Annotated in this window: 17 protein-coding genes; 5 read left to right on the top strand and 12 right to left on the bottom strand. The window is 66.3% G+C overall.

What is annotated here, in order from left to right:
• Positions 1-9: 9 nt before the first annotated feature.
• Positions 10-597, bottom strand: a complete 588-nt coding sequence (locus QFZ83_RS28055; protein ID WP_307511661.1) for a GspH/FimT family pseudopilin — start codon at positions 595-597, stop codon at positions 10-12.
• Positions 594-1,106 carry a type IV pilin protein gene (locus tag QFZ83_RS28050; protein WP_307511658.1) on the bottom strand — a complete coding sequence of 171 codons (513 nt, stop codon included), beginning with the start codon at positions 1,104-1,106 and terminating at the stop codon, positions 594-596. Before QFZ83_RS28050 ends, QFZ83_RS28055 begins: the two co-directional genes overlap by 4 nt.
• Before the next feature lie 109 nt (positions 1,107-1,215).
• Between QFZ83_RS28050 and QFZ83_RS28045 the strand changes: the two genes are divergently transcribed.
• On the top strand, positions 1,216-2,955 hold the full coding sequence (locus tag QFZ83_RS28045; protein WP_307511657.1) for a Wzy polymerase domain-containing protein: 1,740 nt from the start codon (positions 1,216-1,218) through the stop codon (positions 2,953-2,955).
• 37 nt (positions 2,956-2,992) lie between these two features.
• Here QFZ83_RS28045 and moaC read toward each other — a convergent pair whose 3' ends face one another.
• A complete protein-coding gene (gene moaC, locus QFZ83_RS28040; RefSeq protein WP_013544242.1) occupies positions 2,993-3,481 on the bottom strand; it encodes a cyclic pyranopterin monophosphate synthase MoaC in 489 nt (162 codons plus the stop codon).
• A 120-nt stretch (positions 3,482-3,601) separates the two neighbouring features.
• Here moaC and QFZ83_RS28035 point away from each other — a divergent pair, with 120 nt between their 5' ends.
• Positions 3,602-5,179 (top strand): M48 family metalloprotease, encoded by a 1,578-nt coding sequence (locus QFZ83_RS28035; RefSeq protein WP_307511655.1) that lies wholly within the window; start codon positions 3,602-3,604, stop codon positions 5,177-5,179.
• 12 nt (positions 5,180-5,191) lie between these two features.
• Here QFZ83_RS28035 and QFZ83_RS28030 read toward each other — a convergent pair whose 3' ends face one another.
• The 3 genes from QFZ83_RS28030 to QFZ83_RS28020 form a co-directional block, all read right to left on the bottom strand.
• Positions 5,192-5,545: a phage holin family protein gene (locus QFZ83_RS28030; RefSeq protein ID WP_307511653.1), complete on the bottom strand. Its 354-nt coding sequence runs from the start codon at positions 5,543-5,545 to the stop codon at positions 5,192-5,194.
• Between the two features lie 85 nt (positions 5,546-5,630).
• Positions 5,631-6,095, bottom strand: a complete 465-nt coding sequence (locus QFZ83_RS28025; RefSeq protein ID WP_013544239.1) for a hypothetical protein — start codon at positions 6,093-6,095, stop codon at positions 5,631-5,633.
• 94 nt (positions 6,096-6,189) lie between these two features.
• Positions 6,190-6,936 (bottom strand): TerC family protein, encoded by a 747-nt coding sequence (locus QFZ83_RS28020; protein ID WP_013544238.1) that lies wholly within the window; start codon positions 6,934-6,936, stop codon positions 6,190-6,192.
• A gap of 498 nt (positions 6,937-7,434) precedes the next feature.
• On the opposite strand from QFZ83_RS28020, the gene QFZ83_RS28015 reads away from it, so the two are divergent.
• Together QFZ83_RS28015 and QFZ83_RS28010 are read left to right on the top strand one after the other, a co-directional pair.
• Positions 7,435-7,908: a DUF3717 domain-containing protein gene (locus QFZ83_RS28015; protein ID WP_041943095.1), complete on the top strand. Its 474-nt coding sequence runs from the start codon at positions 7,435-7,437 to the stop codon at positions 7,906-7,908.
• 12 nt (positions 7,909-7,920) lie between these two features.
• The gene (locus QFZ83_RS28010) at positions 7,921-8,226 is read left to right on the top strand and encodes a putative signal transducing protein (RefSeq protein WP_013544236.1); all 306 of its coding nucleotides are present in this window, start codon (positions 7,921-7,923) and stop codon (positions 8,224-8,226) included.
• A 19-nt stretch (positions 8,227-8,245) separates the two neighbouring features.
• Here QFZ83_RS28010 and QFZ83_RS28005 read toward each other — a convergent pair whose 3' ends face one another.
• The 4 genes from QFZ83_RS28005 to purB all read right to left on the bottom strand — a co-directional run bounded on the left by QFZ83_RS28005 (position 8,246) and on the right by purB (position 13,725).
• Positions 8,246-8,806 carry a YaeQ family protein gene (locus QFZ83_RS28005; RefSeq protein ID WP_307511651.1) on the bottom strand — a complete coding sequence of 187 codons (561 nt, stop codon included), beginning with the start codon at positions 8,804-8,806 and terminating at the stop codon, positions 8,246-8,248.
• Positions 8,807-8,840: 34 nt separating this feature from the next.
• Positions 8,841-10,973, bottom strand: a complete 2,133-nt coding sequence (locus tag QFZ83_RS28000) for a TonB-dependent siderophore receptor (protein ID WP_307512828.1) — start codon at positions 10,971-10,973, stop codon at positions 8,841-8,843.
• An 88-nt stretch (positions 10,974-11,061) separates the two neighbouring features.
• Complete coding sequence (locus tag QFZ83_RS27995) at positions 11,062-12,207, bottom strand: PepSY domain-containing protein (protein ID WP_307511649.1); 1,146 nt, start codon at positions 12,205-12,207, stop codon at positions 11,062-11,064.
• A gap of 138 nt (positions 12,208-12,345) precedes the next feature.
• On the bottom strand, positions 12,346-13,725 hold the full coding sequence (gene purB / locus QFZ83_RS27990) for an adenylosuccinate lyase (protein ID WP_013544232.1): 1,380 nt from the start codon (positions 13,723-13,725) through the stop codon (positions 12,346-12,348).
• Between the two features lie 137 nt (positions 13,726-13,862).
• Here purB and QFZ83_RS27985 point away from each other — a divergent pair, with 137 nt between their 5' ends.
• Entirely contained in the window at positions 13,863-14,474 is a 612-nt protein-coding gene (locus QFZ83_RS27985; RefSeq protein ID WP_013544231.1) for a glutathione S-transferase N-terminal domain-containing protein, read from the top strand.
• 48 nt (positions 14,475-14,522) lie between these two features.
• Here QFZ83_RS27985 and QFZ83_RS27980 read toward each other — a convergent pair whose 3' ends face one another.
• Together QFZ83_RS27980 and QFZ83_RS27975 are read right to left on the bottom strand one after the other, a co-directional pair.
• Positions 14,523-15,317 carry an SDR family NAD(P)-dependent oxidoreductase gene (locus tag QFZ83_RS27980; protein ID WP_307511647.1) on the bottom strand — a complete coding sequence of 265 codons (795 nt, stop codon included), beginning with the start codon at positions 15,315-15,317 and terminating at the stop codon, positions 14,523-14,525.
• Entirely contained in the window at positions 15,314-16,603 is a 1,290-nt protein-coding gene (locus tag QFZ83_RS27975) for an MFS transporter (protein WP_307511645.1), read from the bottom strand. Before QFZ83_RS27975 ends, QFZ83_RS27980 begins: the two co-directional genes overlap by 4 nt.
• Positions 16,604-16,606: the final 3 nt, after the last annotated feature.

Here is a 16,606-nt window from a genome sequence, read left to right as displayed (position 1 = left end):
GCGCTTGCTTCATGAGCAGCCTTGGGGGTTGGTGGAGAGAGAGAGGCCCGGGTCGCAGAGCCTGACATCGCCTCCAGGCGCCAAGACGACCGTTAGCCTGCGGGCGCCCGTAGCGCCCGAAACGTCGATCTGTCGCACGGCAGATGCGTTGCTCAGGCGTCCCACGGCGGTGAAGACGATGTCCGCGGGCATGCCGGCACCGGGCGCTGCCTGGGTGCTGCTCACGCTGTTTGCGACACCCAGGCGGGCATTGGACGACGTCGAGCTTTCGCGGCGGGTCTGCACGACGTCGTCGAACGTCGTGGACGTTGCGGTGGCAAATCCCGCGATTTGCCAATCGGTTCCTCCCGTGACTGCTACGCCTCCCGAGGTATTCAGCAGCCGAAACTGGACATTGCTGTTGCGCCGGATAGCCTCCGCGCGAGCGAGTTGCAAGCCATTGATGACGGAATCTGCGGCAGTGCGGATCTGGGCGTTCTGGATGAAGCTCGTATAGCTCGGGTAGGCGAGCATGAACAAAACTCCAAGGAGTGCGACACCCACCATCAGCTCGATGAGGGTGAAGCCTTTCTCCCGACAGTAAGCGGAGGACTTCATGGCTTGCGCAAGACCCAAGTGCTGGATTGAGCACTGAAACCCCAAGCGCAACCTGTGCAGGTGCTTCCTTGGGTGCCCTGCTCATTGATCGTGTAGGCAAAGCCTGCGACCTTGGAGCCCGTTCGACCGGTTGCTGTCGTCGTATAGGTCTGGGAAGTCCCGCCAAGCGCACAGCTATAGGAGAAATTCACAGTGGTTGCCGGCACACTGATCCCGCAGTCCGTGCCATTCGCATAGTTGCGATGATCCTGGTAGTACTGCTCCATCTGAGTTCGATGATTCGACAGGCTTCCGACGGCATCCTGAATATTTCCGCGCCGGACATAGTCGACGTAGTTTGGGATTCCAACAGCAGCCAGAATCGCCACGATCACGACGGTGACCATGACTTCGATGAGCGTGAAGCCCCCCGAGGCATAGCGTGTGGGTGTGGTGGGGCGCGTGGCCGATTGCTGTTTCATCAAAAAGTACCCTTTAGACCCGTGGGTCTGCGTGTGCAGGTAGCGCACGAAACAATTGCAGACAGTTGTCAAAGAATGTCTTTTTGCGTTTCTCTTTGCAAATCCGCTCATCTCCCGCTCACGACCACTCGTCGGTCCAAGATGGCCTGCGCACGCAATGAGTGAAGTTCGACGCACGCGATTTCCAGCGGCGCTCCCTTTGCGGAACGCGACCAAAGCCTTCTGTGCGGCATTGATCGCTTTTCCATTTCTTTGTCCCTTCGTTGCTGGGCCGTCGATCAACGCTTGGCAGTTGCTGGCTTCGTGGTTCTGCCTCTCACTGCTGCTTTTCGCGGGCCAGGCGGGGATTCCCGCGCGCAGCGTTCTAGGTTGGCTAGGCCTGGGATGGCTGGGTGTGGTGCTGGCCGGTTTTTACGGGGGCCTTTCGGTCGCAGCATGGTTGCCCGCATGCATTGCCATAGCGGGCATTGCCACCGCAGCTTGTGTGGGTGCTGGCATGGTCACGGGCAGAGCGCCCTTTGCCTCGACCTTGGCAGCAGGTGTTCTTGTTGCTGGCCTCTTCAGCGCGGTCCTGGGCCTCTGCCAGTACTACGGGCTGGCTGACCCATTGATTCCTTGGACCACCTCGCCTCCACTGGGGCGGGCCTACGGCAACCTCCGCCAGCGCAACCAATTCGCCACGCTGATCAGCATGGCGATCATTGCGGCCCTGTGGCTTCACGCCGCGCGTGCCCCAGCCTCGTCCCGCACGCGGCGTGCACTGGTGGCGGCCGTCGTGTTGCTGCTGATCGCTGCCGCCGCATCGACCTCGCGGACAGGCCTGTTGCAACTCCTGTCGATCGTCGCCGTGGCGAGCCTCATCGCCCATCGCGAGCGCCGCGACGCACCATCTGGCGCTCCAGCTCCAAGCTTCAGCCTCCCACCGCCGCTTGCACTGTTGGCGATGATCCCCTTCTACTTCGCCGTCGCCTGGGCATTGCCGCACTTCTTAGGCAGCGGCGTCGAAGGCATGCTTCAACGCCTGCAGACCAGGACCGCCGATGTTCACGGCCGGCTCGTCCTTTGGCGCAACGTGCTCACATTGATCGGCGAGCGTCCCTGGACCGGCTGGGGCTGGGGCGAGCTGAGCTTTGCGCACTTCACCACTTCCTATCCCGGCGCGCGCTTCACCGAGATCCTGGACAACGCCCACAACCTGCCGCTGCACCTCGCCGTCGAGCTGGGCGTCCCCGCGGCCGTCCTGATCTGCGGAGGATTCATCTGGATGGTGATCGCTGCAAAGCCCTGGCGAGAGCGAGACCCCACCCGCTTGATGGCGTGGGGCATGCTGGGCGCGATCGTCCTGCACAGCCTGCTCGAGTACCCGCTCTGGTACGGACCGTTCCAGTTGGTGTTCGGGTTGTGCCTCGGAATCCTGTGGCCCGCGGTGGGCGTGGGCAGTCGCTCTGTCCCGACGGGCACGAAGCCAAGATGGCGCAAAACCCGTGCGTTGCCTTCGTTGATGGCCGCGGCCCTGCTGGCCGTCGTCGCCTACGCCAGCTGGGACTACATCCGCATCAGCCAGATCTACCTTCCGCGCGACGAGCGCCTGCCTGCCTACGCGGACGACACGCTTTCCAAACTCGAGGGCTCATGGCTTTTTGCGCGTCAGGTGGACTTCGCAGAACTCACGCTGACCGACGTGACGCCAGCCAATGCGGCGAGGATGCATGCACTGGCCGAGCGGACATTGCATTTTTCGCCCGAGCCGCGCGTCATCGTTAAACTGATCGAAAGCGCCGAATTGCTGGGGCTGGACGACGAGGCCCGGGCGCAAGCCGAGCGCTTCAGGATTGCATTCCCAGCCGCGTTCGCTCGATGGCTGGACGAAAAGCAGGGCGATGCGCCTGCGCCGTAGGCTTCTTCCTTTTTTCGCCGAAGCGCCAGCCGGGCGCTCAGTCGGCAGCCGCCACCCAACTCCCCGACTTCCCCCCATGCTTCTCCAACACATGCACATCCGTGATCCGCATCCCCCGGTCCACCGCCTTGCACATGTCGTAGATCGTCAATAGCGCCACCTGCACCGCAGTCAGCGCCTCCATCTCCACGCCGGTAGGCCCGACGGTCTCGACGGTCGCCGTGCAAGCCACTTGCGGCGCACTGCCCGCATCCGCCAGTGCAAACGCCACGGCGACCCGTGTCAGCGCCAGCGGATGGCACAGCGGAATCAGATCGCTCGTCTTCTTCGCCGCCTGGATCCCGGCGATCCGCGCGATGCCCAGCACATCGCCTTTCTTCGCCGTGCCGGATTCGATCAGCGCGAGCGTCGCCGCCTGCATCTCGATGCGTCCCGTGGCCACGGCCACGCGGTGGGTGGCGGGCTTGGCGGCCACGTCGACCATGTGGGCCTGGCCCTGGGCGTCGAAGTGGGTAAGAGTGTTCATGGATTGGATACCTTCGTGCTTCGCACCGCGTCGAGCTTGCTGCGAGCCATCCGGCGCGATGCTCATGGGTGAACGTTCGTTTCGAAGGTGCATCATAAGAGCCCGAGCCATGGACGAGGAATGCCGCGCTTGACTCCCTCCGCAAAGCCAAAGACCACCGCAACGCCCACCCTGCGCGCGCTATGCGCTTCCGTTTTGATAGCGGCGCAGGCGTTGCTGCCGATACCCGCCGGCGCGCAGATGCAGTCGATCCTCCCCGGCCTCGGCGACGGCGGCGAGATGACCGCCAGCGCCGAGCGCAGCCTCGGCGACCAGATCGCCCGCGAGCTGTACCGCGACACCGACTACATCGACGATCCGGTGATCGCCGCCTACGTGCAAGAGATCTGGCAGCGCCTCTTGACCGCCGCCCGCGCGCGCGGCGAGCTCACGCCCGAGCTGGACGAGCGCTTCGCCTGGATCGTCGTGCTGGGCCGCGACCGCAACATCAACGCCTTTGCGCTGCCGGGCGGCTATCTCGGCCTGAACCTCGGGCTGGTGGCCGCGGTGGGCAGCCGCGACGAGCTGGCGACGGTGCTCGGCCACGAGCTCTCGCACGTCACGCAGCGCCACATCTCCCGGATGATGAGCAAGCAGGGCAAGCAGATGCCGCTGATGATCGCGGGCCTCATCCTCGGGATGATCGCCGCGAGCAAGAGCCGCAACGGCGACGCCGGCCAGGCCGTGATCATGGGCAGCCAGGCGCTCTTCATGCAGAACCAGCTGAGCTTCTCGCGCGACATGGAGCGCGAGGCCGACCGCATCGGCTTCGGCGTGATGACGCAGGCGGGCTTTGCGCCGCAGGGCGCGGCCGCCATGTTCGAGAAGCTGCAGTACGCCTCGCGCCTGAACGACAACGGCTCCTATCCGTACCTGCGCAGCCATCCGCTCACGACCGAGCGCATCTCGGACATGCAGGGCCGCTTCCAGTTCCGCATGGACACGGCCCCCGCGTTGCCGCTCGCGATGGACCACGCGATGATCGCTTCGCGCGCCCGCGTGCTGACGCGGCCGGGCGTCGACGTGCTGCGGCTCTGGATCCAGTCGGCCGCGAGCGGCGAGTTCGCCAAGAGCACGCCGGCCCAGCAGGCCGGCACGCTCTATGCGGCGGCGCTGGGCGCCAAGGAGCTGCGCGACTACAAGGCCGCGCGCACGCTGGCCGAACGGCTAGTCGCGCGCACGGCGGAAGACCCGGCCGCGGCGAAGCAGGCGCGCTGGCTCAGTGCCGAAATCGAGCTGGCCGCCGGCGCCCCGGCCAAGGCGGCCGGGCTGCTCGATGCCAAGTCGAAGGAACGGCCCGAGATGATCCTTGCGGCCGAAGCCGCGACCGCCACGCGCCAGCCTGAGCCGATGATTCCCGTGCTGCGCGACTGGGTGGCCGCCAATCCGCGCGATGCCACCGTGTGGCGCGTGCTGGGCAACCTGTACGGCGCGCAGAACGACACGCTGCGCGCGGTGCGCGCCGATGCCGAAGCCAACGTGGCGATCCTCGACTACCCCGCGGCGCGGGACCGCTTCAAGGCGGCGCAGGAACTGGTGCGCAAGTCGGGCGCTTCGGGCGCGCCGATCGATCACTACGAGGCGTCGATCATCGACACCCGCGCACGCGCCGTCGATGTGCTGGTCAAGCAGCAGGCGGAAGAGCCGCCGCTGAGATAGCAGCAGTCGTGCTCAACGCTTGGAGAGAAGGCCGCCGAGCGCGGTCTCGATGAGAAGGCCGAGCAGTGAGTAGATCAGCGAGCCGATCAGCGCGGCCACGAAGCCGTTGACGTGAAAGCCGCCCAGGAGCCCCGACGCTGCCCAGAACAGCAGCGCGTTGATCACGAACAGGAATAGCCCGAGGGTGACGACGGTGACCGGCAGCGTCAGCACCACCAGCACCGGCCGCACGATCATGTTGAGCAGTCCGATCACCGCGGCTGCGATGAGTGCGGAGCCGAAGCTCGCGACCTGGACACCTGGGTAGAGATAAGCCACCGCCAGCAGCGCGACGGCGCTGAGCAGCCATTTGATGATGATGCGCATGCGGCGCAGGATACCCCAGAGCCCTCAAAACAACGAGCCCCGGTGCGTTGCCGCACCGGGGCTCGTCAGGGAGTGTCTGTCTTGCTTATTCAGCCAGCTCGTTCGCCAGCACCAGCAATGCACCCATGCCCATCACTGCGCCGGGAAAGGCCCAGCCCGATTGATGCGCGGGCGTCTGGTCGGGCGTGACCGGCTCCAGGTCGACGCCGATCTTCGGGCGGCGCGCATCGACCACGTGGGATGCACCGTGCTCGCGCTTGAGTTGCACCGTGAGTTCCGCCAGCGGCCCCTTGGCCAGCACCGGCGTTACCTGTCCGCCGTTGCGCTCGAGCAGGGGCAGCAGCTGCGCCTGCACCTTGCTGAACCACTTGGCGCGCCAGTTCTCGCGTGCGCTGTGGCTCACCCACTTGCTGATGCGATGCGTCATGCGCGGCGCGCAGGCCACGAGCACCCAATGGCGCGCCACGACGCTGTTGGCATCCGGCGCGAGTTCGGCGAACTGCTCGCTGGCATACACGGCGTCGTCGACATAAAGAATGATCTTTTCCATGAGTGCTCCTTCAGATAGTTGGAGTGGCAGAGACTGGTTTGGACAGGAAAGTTTCTCAGCGAAGTTTCTGGCGATCAATGGGGTATGCCAGTGCTCAGCCGGTCGTCACAGCCGTTTCCGGCTTGTTGCGGGCCTGGCGCATGGCCACCCACTTGCCGATCGCGAGCACCAGCAGCGCGCCACCGATGCCGGCTGCGTACTTGATCGTGTCGGTCTGCGGCACCTTCGGCACCCAGGTCCAGTTGGTGGGGTTCGCCAGGGCCGGGTCGGACACGGCCATCGTGCCGGCGATCCAGCCGAGCAGCATGCCGCCCAGCGTGATGATCAGCGGGAAGCGGTCCATCAGCTTGATGACCAGCTGGCTGCCCCAGACGATGATCGGAATGCTCACCAAGAGGCCGAAGATCACGAGCGGCATCTGGTGGCCTTCGCCCGCACCCTGTGCGGCGCCGGCGATGGCGATCACGTTGTCCACGCTCATCACGAGGTCGGCCACGATCACGGTCTTGACGGCGCCCCACAGCTTGTCGCTGCCGGTGATGTTGCCGTGCGCGTCGTCATGTTCGGGAGCGAGCAGCTTCACGCCGATCCACAGCAGCAGGAGGGCACCCACCAGCTTCAGGAACGGAATGGCCAGCAGCGTGAGCGCGAAGAAGATCAGGATCACGCGCAGCACGATGGCGCCGGCGGTGCCCCACAGGATGCCCTGGGTGCGTTGGGCCGGCGGCAACTTGCGGCACGCCAGCGCGATGACGACGGCGTTGTCGCCGCCCAGCAGGATGTCGATCATGATGATCTGACCGACGGCGACCCAGAATTCCGGGGTCATGAACTGTTCCATAGCTTCCTCTTGTCTTCGCGCCGTTCCTGCCGTTCCTTGATTGGATCGCGACGGGCAGGCGCATATCGATGCGTTTCGATTCATCCCGCACGGGGCTGGTCGAAAGCTAGGAAACGAAGGCGCCGGGTGTGGACTCCGGGGACTTGCGAACGCTTCGACCAAACCTGCGCAGGTTCAAATCGAAGGTCTTGCTCAACAGCGCCTGCGCCAGTGCGCATGCGTTGTCCGAAAGGCCGGAAGTGTTGTGCTTCGTATTGACGACCTGTCGATGTCCGCCGTTGTCCACGGCGGTCGGGAGCTACTCCCCTTCGTGGGCGGGATTAGAGCATCGAAGCTCGCGGCGTGGCAACCGAAAGTTTTCAGGCATCCGAAGAGAACCGCTCGGGAGGGCCGATGAACAGGGGCTTGCGTGCTATTTGATTTGTAGCGACCATGTCCCTTCGAGGCTGCGGGACATTGGCGGACTATGATCGCCGCTCGCTGCTTTTTCACTCCCCCATGGCCGCCATTCACATCACTGACATCGAGGCCGCCATCAACCACTGGCGCGCGAAAAGTCCCTCGCCCGACGGCATCACGCTGGCGCCCGAATTGCGCGCGCTGGCCGAGGTCTACGCGCTCATGGTGTTCCACCACGAGGACGAGGTCGACGAGGTCGGCTTTCCGCCCAAGGCCTGGGCCGCCTGGCTCGACTGGTACCACAGCACCCCCGACACGCCCTGCATCGCGATCTGCTCCACCAGCCAGGGCGACGACGAATGCAAAGGCTGCGGCCGCAGCTTCGACGAAGTGCAGCACTGGCCCGCGATGACGCCAGTCGAGAAGCGCGTGACCTGGCGCCGCATCACGATGGAAGACTCGGCCTGGCGCTTCAACAAGTACGCCGAGCGGGCGCGCGAAGCAGAACCGCCCAAGTGGCCTGATGGGCCCGACGACCCCGCCGAACCCCTCGGTCCCGACGACACGCCTTAAGAGGCCATCGCCGTGCGTCGTCTTGCCCAAGCGCCCAATCTCGCCATCGCGACCCTGTGGGTGCACGCCCTGCGTGAAGACGGTGTCGAAGCCACGGTGCAGCGCGAGTTCCTCGGCGCCGTCATGGGCCAGCTGCCGCCCGACCAGTGCCTGCCGGAAATCTGGATCGACGACGAGAGCCAGTTCGATCGCGCCAAGGAATTGCTGCATGCGGTGCAGCACCGGCCGCAGCACGACTGGCAGTGCGTGTGCGGCGAGCGGATCGAGGGTGGTTTCGAGCAGTGCTGGCAGTGCGGTGAGATGATGCCGGCCGCCTAGCGCTGCGGAGGCTGAAGCGCTACTTCCAGCGCAGCAGTTCGACGTCGATGCTGTTCGTGCCGTCGCCCAATGTGAGCGTGTTTTCCTGGATCGTCGCCTGCAGCTGCATGCTGCGCTGCGCAAGTGCGGCCAGCGCCTGCGAGGCGTCGGTCGGCACACGGTAGACCTTCAGGTTCTGCGGACGCGTGAGCTTGTTCTCGATGCCGCGCCACCAGATCTCGGCCGCGTGGTTGAAGCAGTAGACGATCACCTCGTCCGCCTTGCCGCAGGCCTTGATGATGGGTTTGTCCTCGGGCTGGCCGACCTCGACCCAGATCTTGACCTCGCCCGTGAAGTCGCGCAGCCACACATCGGGCTCCTCGACGTTCGAGAGGCCCGCGCCGAAGGCCAGCGTGCCGTCGCCCTGGCAGATGTCCTGCAGCTGGTGGGCGTTGAGCGCGAGCGCGACGAGCCGGATCATCATCCGTTCGTCGGTCTCGCTCGGGTGGCGCGCCAGGGTCAGCGCATGGTCGGCGTAGTAGCCGTGGTCGATGTCGGCCACCGCGAGGGTGGCCTTGAAGATGGTGGATTTGAGCGCCATGGGTGCGCGAGTGTATGCCCGCGCTCCCCTGGCTTCAGAACGCCACCGACGCCTGCAGGTACAGCGTGCGCGGCTGGCCGACGTACTTGCCGCCGTTGTTGTCCACCGAGCGGTTGTAGTAGCGGCGGTCGAACAGGTTCTTGATGCCGACGGCCAGCTTCAGGTTGCTCATCGACGGACCGAAGTCGTAGGCCGCGCGCAGGTTCACGGTGCTGTAGCCCGGGATGTTGCCGAAGCGGCCGGTCGAATCTTCCAGCGTGATGTACGGCTTGCCGTCTTCCGGCGAGCCCGGCGAGCGCTGCTTGGACTGCGCGTAGATGTCGGCGTTGAAGGTCCACGGCCCGCGCTCGTAGCGCGTGCCGAGCGTCAGGATCTGGCGCGAGTAGAACGGCAGGTCGCGGCCCGCGAAGTTGCCGGCCTTGGAGGTGGCCTGCGTGTACGTGTACGTGCCCGACACCGACAGGCCCTTGAGCGATGCGCTCAGGTCGCCGAGGTCGTAGCGCAGCGCCGATTCCAGGCCGCGGTGGCGCGTGGCGCCCAGGTCGGTCCACTGGCCGACGTCGCCGGTGATGGAGCGCGCCAGCAGCAGCTCCTTGTCGAAGTTGATGTTGAACAGCGTCAACTCGCCGCTCCAGGCCTCGCCCTTGTACTTCGTGCCGATTTCGTAGGTCTTGGCCTTCTCGGGATGCAGGCTGGTGGTGGACTGCGCGAGCTGGGCGTACTGCTGCGGGCCGAACGACACGCCGGCATTCGCGAACAGCGACCAGCGCTCGCTCGCGCGGTAGAGCACCGAGAGCGTCGGCAGCACCTCGTTGGAATCGATCTTCGGATAGATCGCGTTCGTGATGCGGTTGTTCGCCACGGTGAACACGTCGTTGTGCGAGCTGAAGGATTCGTAGCGCACGCCGGGCGTGACCGTCCAGTTGCCGAAGTCGATGCGGTCGTCGATGTAGAACGCGTGCGCGACGGTGCCGCCCTTGCTGGTCTGGAAGGGGGACTGGGTGCGGTTGTAGGCGTTTTCCAGAGGCGAGGGCGTGTAGTAGACCGTGCGCGTTGCCACCTCGGAGGCTTGTTCGCGCAGGTACCGGAAGCCGACGCTGACTTCCTGCACCACGCTGCCCGAATCGAAGAGGCGCGAATACCGGGGCTCGATGGCGAAGGTCTTGTAGTTGCGCGGCGAGCTGGTCAGGCGGCGCTTGCCGGCGTTGGTGCCGGTGCCTTCCTGCTCCAGGTAGCTGCTGCGGAACGAGTCGGTGTAGTAGCCCAGCATCTCGAACTTGTTCACGCCGTCGTTGTGCGTGTACTTGATCGAGCCGTCGGTGCGGCTGCCGGTGAATTCGTCGAAGGGGCGGTCGGACTGGAACGGGTTCGCCGCGAACTGCGCGGTGGTCAGCCCGCCCGGCATGCGGCCCTTGCCTTCGAAGTGGTGCAGCGAAATGGCGATGTCGTCGGTGTTCGAGATGCGGTAGGCGCCCTTGAGCATCAGGTCGTCGATGCTGGTGTGGTCGTTGCTCTGGCGAAAGCCGTCGCCGTGGGTGCCCGAATACAAGAGCGCGAGGCCCAGGCCCTTGTCGTTGGTGCCGCCGACGAACAGCGTGGGCGTGGTCTTGGTGCCGCCGCCGTGGCCGGCGCCTTCGATGCCCACACCGACCTCACCCGAGAACTGCTTGGGGATCGCGCGCGTCACGAAGTTGATGATGCCGCCCACGTTCTGCGGGCCATAGCGCACCGAGCCCCCGCCGCGCACCACGTCGACCGTCTCGATGCTGCCGAGCGACAGCGGCGCCAGCGACAGTTGCGGCTGGCCGTAGGGCGCATAGGCCAGCGGCACGCCGTCCAGCAGGATGGTCGAGCGGGGCGACAGCCGGGCGGTCAGGCCGCGCACGCCCACGTTCAGCGAGATGTCGCTGCCGCCGGTGCCGTTGCTCTCCTGCACCTGCACGCCCGGAATCTGGCGCAGCACGTCGCGCACGCTGGAAGCGCCGCTTTCCTGGATCTGCTTGCGCTCGACGATGCTGCGCGCACCGGCGTGCTCGAGCACCTTGGTCTCGTTGGGGCTGGCGAGCCAGTCGCCGGTGACGGTGATGGTGTCCAGCGACTTCGACGGGTCGGTGGCGGGTTCTGCGTCGGCTGCAAAGCTTTGCAGGCTCAGGGGCAACAGGGCCATCGCGATGGCGGTGCGTTTGTGCGGGAACAAGGGGGAAATCCTCCGGGGTGAAAACTAAAAACCTGTGGCGGGCCGTGGGGCTTCTTCTTCAGGACGTCGTTCGACTGGAAAGCGCGCTGTCGTTGTTGCGGCGGGCCGCGGCGGCCATGGCGCGTCGACGCCACCAGAGCCAGATGCCGCTGAAACCCAGGCCGCCGAGTGCAAGACCGAGCAGCGCGGTCACGACCTGGTGGGCCACGCCGCCCAGCTCGCCGGTGTGCAGCGGAAAGATCACCGCCACCGCGCCGTTGCCGGCATCGAGGTCCTGCCATTTGCGTGCGGCCAGCACTTCGCCGCTGACCGGGTGGAGCCACACCGAACTGATGCCGTTCGGATGCGGATCGTCCGCGAGGCGGAAGCGCACGCGCACCGGCCGGTCCGCCTTGCCGGGCACCAGCACGTAGCCGATCGGCTGGTCCGGAAACACCTGCTGCGCGCGGGCCACGATCTTGTCGAGTGGCATGCGCGGGCCGCTCGCGCTGCCTTTCGCAATTGCCGGCGCCTTGACTGGCTTCTGCCCCATGGCAGCGGAGATGAAATCGCCCAGCGGCCGCCAGGCCATGTAGGCGCCCGTGGCAACCGACACCGCGATCAGGAGGCCGAGCACCGCGCCACCGGTGCGGTGCAGGTCGAACAGCCCGCGCAAGAGGCCGCGGTTCAGTACGATGCGCAGCGACGGCGGCCAGCGCACCGGCCACCACAGCACCAGGCCCGTCACCAGCAGGAACAGGTAGGACAGGGCCACGAAAGCCAGGATGCCCTTGCCGGTGCCCTCGAGCAGCAGGCTGTTGTGGATCTTGTAGGCGAGGTTGTAGAAACCTTCCTCGGTGCCGCGCCGGCCTTGCTCGGCGCCGCTGGCGGGGTCGAGGTAGAGCGTGCCGCTCCACTTGCCGCGCACCAGCACCCAGAGCGTTTCGTCGGCGTGGTGCGGCGGGCGCAGCGTGAAATTGGTGTCGGGGCCGAACTCGGCCAGGATGCGCTGGCGCAGCGGTTCGAGCGGCACCGCGGCGGCGGCCGCGATGGCATCACCCGCGCTGCGCGAGACGAAAAGATCGGAATGGACTTGGCGGTCGATCGGCTGGGCCACCACCAGCACCGCGCCGAGCAGCGCAGTGAGGGCCAGGATCGGGCCGAGCGTGAGCCCGGTCCAGCGGTGGATTTTCAGCCAGAGACGTCGCAGCGGAGCGCGCAGCATGAATCACGGGGACCTCGAGAGTCCCGTCATGGTTGTCGGCTGGCGCGTCCCTGAAAGGGTGCGTTGGCTGGAAAGTCGGGGTTTGTGTGCGAGTCCGGCCAACCGCTCGCGACGGTTGGTGGATCGATGCACGGGGGCTCAGATTCTAGTGGCGAGCTCTGCGGCCTTGCCGACGTAGCTGGCAGGTGTCATGGCCAGAAGGCGGGCTTTTTCCTCATCCGGAATGGCCAATGAGCGGATCAAGCCATGCAGCGCCTCGGCCGTGACGGTCTTGCCGCGCGTCACTTCCTTCAACTGCTCGTAGGCGCCCTGCACGCCGTAGCGGCGCATCACGGTCTGGATCGGCTCGGCCAGCACTTCCCACGAGGCATTCAGGTCTTCGGCCAGCGCCTCTTCGTTGAGTTCGAGCTTGCCGAGGCCGGTGGCCAGGCTCGCATAGGCCAGCGTGGCGTAGCCGAAAGCCACGCCGATGTTGCGCAGCACCGTGCTGTCGGTCAGGTCGCGCTGCCAGCGGCTGATGGGCAGCTTCTCGCTCAGGTGGCGCAGCACCGCGTTGGCCAGGCCCAGGTTGCCTTCAGCGTTCTCGAAGTCGATCGGGTTGACCTTGTGCGGCATCGTCGAGGAGCCGATCTCGCCCTTCTTCAGGCGCTGCTTGAAGTAGCCCAGGCTCACATAGCCCCAGACGTCGCGCGAGAAGTCGATCAGGATCGTGTTGGCGCGCGCCACCGCGTCGAAGAGCTCCGCCATGTAGTCGTGCGGCTCGATCTGGATGCTGTACGGCTGGAAGCTCAGGCCGAGACCCAGCGGCGCGGGCGTCTCGATGACCTTGCGGCTGAAAGCCTCCCAGTCGAAATCGGGCCAGGCTGCCAGGTGGGCGTTGTAGTTGCCGACGGCACCGTTCATCTTGCCCAGCAGCTGTACCGAGGCGATCTGCGCGCGGGCCTTCGACAGGCGCACCGCCACGTTGGCGATTTCCTTGCCGACGGTGGTCGGGCTGGCGGTCTGGCCGTGGGTGCGCGAGAGCATCGACACGCCGGCGAACTGGTGCGCCATTTCGCGCAGCTTGGCGATCAGGCCGTCGATGGCCGGAAGCACCACCTTTTCGCGCGCGGCCTGGATCTGCAGGGCGTGGCTGGTGTTGTTGATGTCTTCGCTGGTGCAGGCGAAGTGCACGAACTCGGCGGCGGCGAGCAGCTCGGGCCGGGCTTCGAACTTCGACTTGATCCAGTATTCGACGGCCTTCACGTCGTGGTTGGTGGTTTTCTCGATCTCCTTGATGGCCAGCGCGTCGGCCTCGGAGAAGTGGGACACCAGGCCCAGCAGGTACTTGCGGGCGCCGCCGGTGAGGGGCTTGAATTCGGCGAACCCGCAGTCGGACAGCGCAATGAACCACGCCACCTCGACCTGCACGCGACGGTGCATGTAGCCCTGTTCGCTCATCAGCGGGCGCAAGGCCGCGAGTTTGGCCGCATAGCGGCCGTCAAGGGGGGAGAGGGCGGAGACGGTGGAAAAGCTCATGCCCGAATTTTAGGCGGCCGGCGGTCCGTGGGGCCGTACCGACACATCGGGCCGGATTCGGGGCTCCGCCGGTCCCGTTCACCTAAAATGATTATTAGCAAGTGTCATCCAGCCAAGAACAAAGGGAGAGAGCCTTCATGAAACTGATCGGATCCGCCGCCAGCCCCTATGTGCGCAAGGTGCGCGTGGTGCTGGCCGAAAAGCGGCTCGATTACCAGTTCGTGCTCGAGGACGTCTGGTCCGCCGACACCACCATCTCCAACTCCAATCCGCTGGGCAAGGTGCCCTGCCTGATCATGGAAGGCGGGGAGGCGATGTTCGATTCGCGCGTGATCGTGGAATATCTCGACACGCTGTCTCCGGTAGGCAAGCTCATCCCGCAGCAGGGCCGCGAACGCGCCGAGGTCAAGACCTGGGAAGCGCTGGCCGATGGCGTCATGGACGCCGGCGTGCTCTGGCGCCTGGAAGCCACCTGGTCCGGCCGCAACGACCACGAGCGCAGCACGACCTGGATCGAGCGCCAGCGCACCAAGGTCGTGGAAGGCGTGGCCGCCATGTCCAAGGGCCTGGGCGACAAGCCTTTCTGCAGCGGCATCCACCTGAGCCTGTCGGACATCGCGGTGGGCTGCGCGCTGGGCTGGCTGAGCCTGCGCTTTCCCGACATCGACTGGCGCGGCGAGCACGCCAACCTGGCCAAGCTGTACGACAAGCTCATGCTCCGCCCGAGCTTCATCGACACGCAGCCCTGAGACGGCACGACCCACGACAAAGGCGCCCATCCGGCGCCTTTTTCTTTTTCAGAGCCCGGTGAACCTGGCAACGGCCGGAAAGTAGAGCCGGTACGGCAGCAGCCGCATCAGCTTCATCCAGAAGGTGAAGCGACGCGGAAAGTGGATCTCGAATGCGCCCCGGCGCCAGCCGTCGAGCATGGCCTCGGCCGCCTGCGCGGGCGTGATGAGCGCCGGCATCGTGAAGTCGTTTTTCGCGGTGAGCGCTGTGGCCACGAAGCCCGGCTGGATCACGCTCACGCCGATGCCGCGTGCGTGCAGGTCGATGTAGAGCACTTCGGCCAGATTGGTCAACGCTGCCTTGGTCGGGCCGTAGGCCAGGCTCTTTGGCAATCCGCGAAAGCCGGCGACGCTGGCGGTGAGCGAGATGTGCCCCGCGCCGCGCGCCACGAACCCGGGCAGCACGGCCGCCAGCACGTTCAATGCGCCGACGTAGTTGACCTCCTGGTGCGCGAGCATTTCGTCGAGCGCAAAGGCGTCCGCGCGCAGCACGCCATAGGTGGCGGCGTTGAAGAGCACGAGGTCGACGGTGCCGGCCATCGCCTGCAGTTGCGCATAGGCGGCGGCGACGGCGGCGGCGTCGCGCACGTCGAGCGGCAGAACGATCACCCGCGGCGGCATCGCGGCATCGTTGTGCAGCGCCGCGAGTTCCTCGAGCGCTTCGCCGTTGCGGGCCGACACCGCGACCCGCGCGCCGCCTTCGAGCAGCGCCAGCGCCGTCGCGCGGCCGATGCCCGAGGAGGCGCCGACGATCCAAGCCGTCTTGCCCTGCCAGTCGTCGAGCGGCGGATTGAAGGGCTTCACGGCGCAGCCTTCGCAGGAAGCGCAAGGGCGGAAGCGGGCGATCGAATCACCAGCGCCCACAGCGCCGCACCGGCCGCCACCTTCAACACGCAGGGCAGCAGGCAGTACGCAAGCGACAGCGCCTGCAGCGCCGACGCATCGCGCGCGCCGGGCACGTAGCCGGCCAGTCCGAGCAACGGCAGCGCGAGGCCTGCAGCGAGCGCGAGGTTGAGCTTGGTCGCGAAATTCCACCAGCCGAAGTACGCGCCGGCATGCGGTTGATCACCTGCGTCGGCAATGATCCCGGCCAGCAATGCGCTCGGCAGCACGAGGTCCGAGCCGATCGCGAAACCCGACAGCGCGCAGACGACGAGAAAAGGCACCGCATCGCCCGCGCCCATCGCACCGGCCCATGCGAACACCGCCACCGACATGCACATGCCGCCGAGCCAACTGCGCGCGAGCCCCCAGCGGCGGACAATGCGCAGCCACGCCGGGATCGACGCCGCGGCCACCACGAAATAAAGACCGAGGAACGCGGGCTCCATCGCGGCCGGCGCGCGCAGCCGGTCCTGCACGAAAAACAGCACCAGCGTGGCCGGCACCGCGCTCGCGATGCCGTTGAGCACGAACACCGCGAGCAGGCGGCGAAACGGCGCACGGCGCAGCGGGAGCCGCAGGTCGACCGATACATGCGGCGCGGCGTTGCGTGCCGGCCGTGGCGCCCGCGTCCAGAAGAACCATCCGGCCACCAGCAGCACGCCGAACAGAGCGACGGTCGCGGGCAATCCCGCCAGCGTCGGCGTGACCGAAGCCAGCACCACGCCGACCAGCCCCATGCCTTCGCGCCAGCCCACGATGCGGCTGCGCTGCGAGGCATCGCCGCCCAGCATCGCGCCCCAAGACTGGTGGGCGATGCTCAGCATGCTGTAGCCCGCGTAGGTCAGCGCAAGCAGCGCGGCGGCCACCACGAGCAGCGCGCCATGGCGCGCAGGGTCGACCAGCAGTTGCGGAAAAAAGAGCAGCCCGAAGCCCAGCAGCAAGACGCCCGCGGCGACAGCGCCGAAGCCCAGCACCGCCTGCGCCGAGCGCGCGTGCAGCCGGTCGCTGAGCCGACCGAGCAGCGGATCGATCAGCGCATCGAGCAACCGAGCGCCCAGCAGCACCGCGCCCAGCGTGGCGAGCGGCACGCCGAAGGTGCGTGCGTAGTGGTTCGGCAGCAGCACATAGAGCGGCAGCGCGACGAAGGCGAGTGGCAGGCCGAGCAGCCCATAGCGCACGCCGGCCAGAGGTCCGAAGGAGGACACGAA

Origin of the sequence: Variovorax sp. W1I1 (assembly GCF_030815625.1) — a bacterium.
Classification (GTDB): Bacteria; Pseudomonadota; Gammaproteobacteria; order Burkholderiales; family Burkholderiaceae_C; genus Variovorax; species Variovorax paradoxus_C.
Note: the sequence above shows the minus strand (reverse complement) of the source record. Positions and strands in the feature narration are given on the sequence as shown.

What these genes read in the sequence shown, in the direction of transcription:
- QFZ83_RS28055 (WP_307511661.1), bottom strand. Translation starts at nt 597, where the DNA reads ATGAAGTCCTCCGCTTACTGTCGGGAGAAAGGCTTCACCCTCATCGAG.
- QFZ83_RS28045 (WP_307511657.1), top strand. Translation starts at nt 1,216, where the DNA reads ATGAGTGAAGTTCGACGCACGCGATTTCCAGCGGCGCTCCCTTTGCGG.
- moaC (WP_013544242.1), bottom strand. Translation starts at nt 3,481, where the DNA reads ATGAACACTCTTACCCACTTCGACGCCCAGGGCCAGGCCCACATGGTC.
- QFZ83_RS28035 (WP_307511655.1), top strand. Translation starts at nt 3,602, where the DNA reads ATGCCGCGCTTGACTCCCTCCGCAAAGCCAAAGACCACCGCAACGCCC.
- QFZ83_RS28030 (WP_307511653.1), bottom strand. Translation starts at nt 5,545, where the DNA reads ATGCGCATCATCATCAAATGGCTGCTCAGCGCCGTCGCGCTGCTGGCG.
- QFZ83_RS28025 (WP_013544239.1), bottom strand. Translation starts at nt 6,095, where the DNA reads ATGGAAAAGATCATTCTTTATGTCGACGACGCCGTGTATGCCAGCGAG.
- QFZ83_RS28020 (WP_013544238.1), bottom strand. Translation starts at nt 6,936, where the DNA reads ATGGAACAGTTCATGACCCCGGAATTCTGGGTCGCCGTCGGTCAGATC.
- QFZ83_RS28015 (WP_041943095.1), top strand. Translation starts at nt 7,435, where the DNA reads ATGGCCGCCATTCACATCACTGACATCGAGGCCGCCATCAACCACTGG.
- QFZ83_RS28005 (WP_307511651.1), bottom strand. Translation starts at nt 8,806, where the DNA reads ATGGCGCTCAAATCCACCATCTTCAAGGCCACCCTCGCGGTGGCCGAC.
- QFZ83_RS28000 (WP_307512828.1), bottom strand. Translation starts at nt 10,973, where the DNA reads ATGGCCCTGTTGCCCCTGAGCCTGCAAAGCTTTGCAGCCGACGCAGAA.
- QFZ83_RS27995 (WP_307511649.1), bottom strand. Translation starts at nt 12,207, where the DNA reads ATGCTGCGCGCTCCGCTGCGACGTCTCTGGCTGAAAATCCACCGCTGG.
- purB (WP_013544232.1), bottom strand. Translation starts at nt 13,725, where the DNA reads ATGAGCTTTTCCACCGTCTCCGCCCTCTCCCCCCTTGACGGCCGCTAT.
- QFZ83_RS27985 (WP_013544231.1), top strand. Translation starts at nt 13,863, where the DNA reads ATGAAACTGATCGGATCCGCCGCCAGCCCCTATGTGCGCAAGGTGCGC.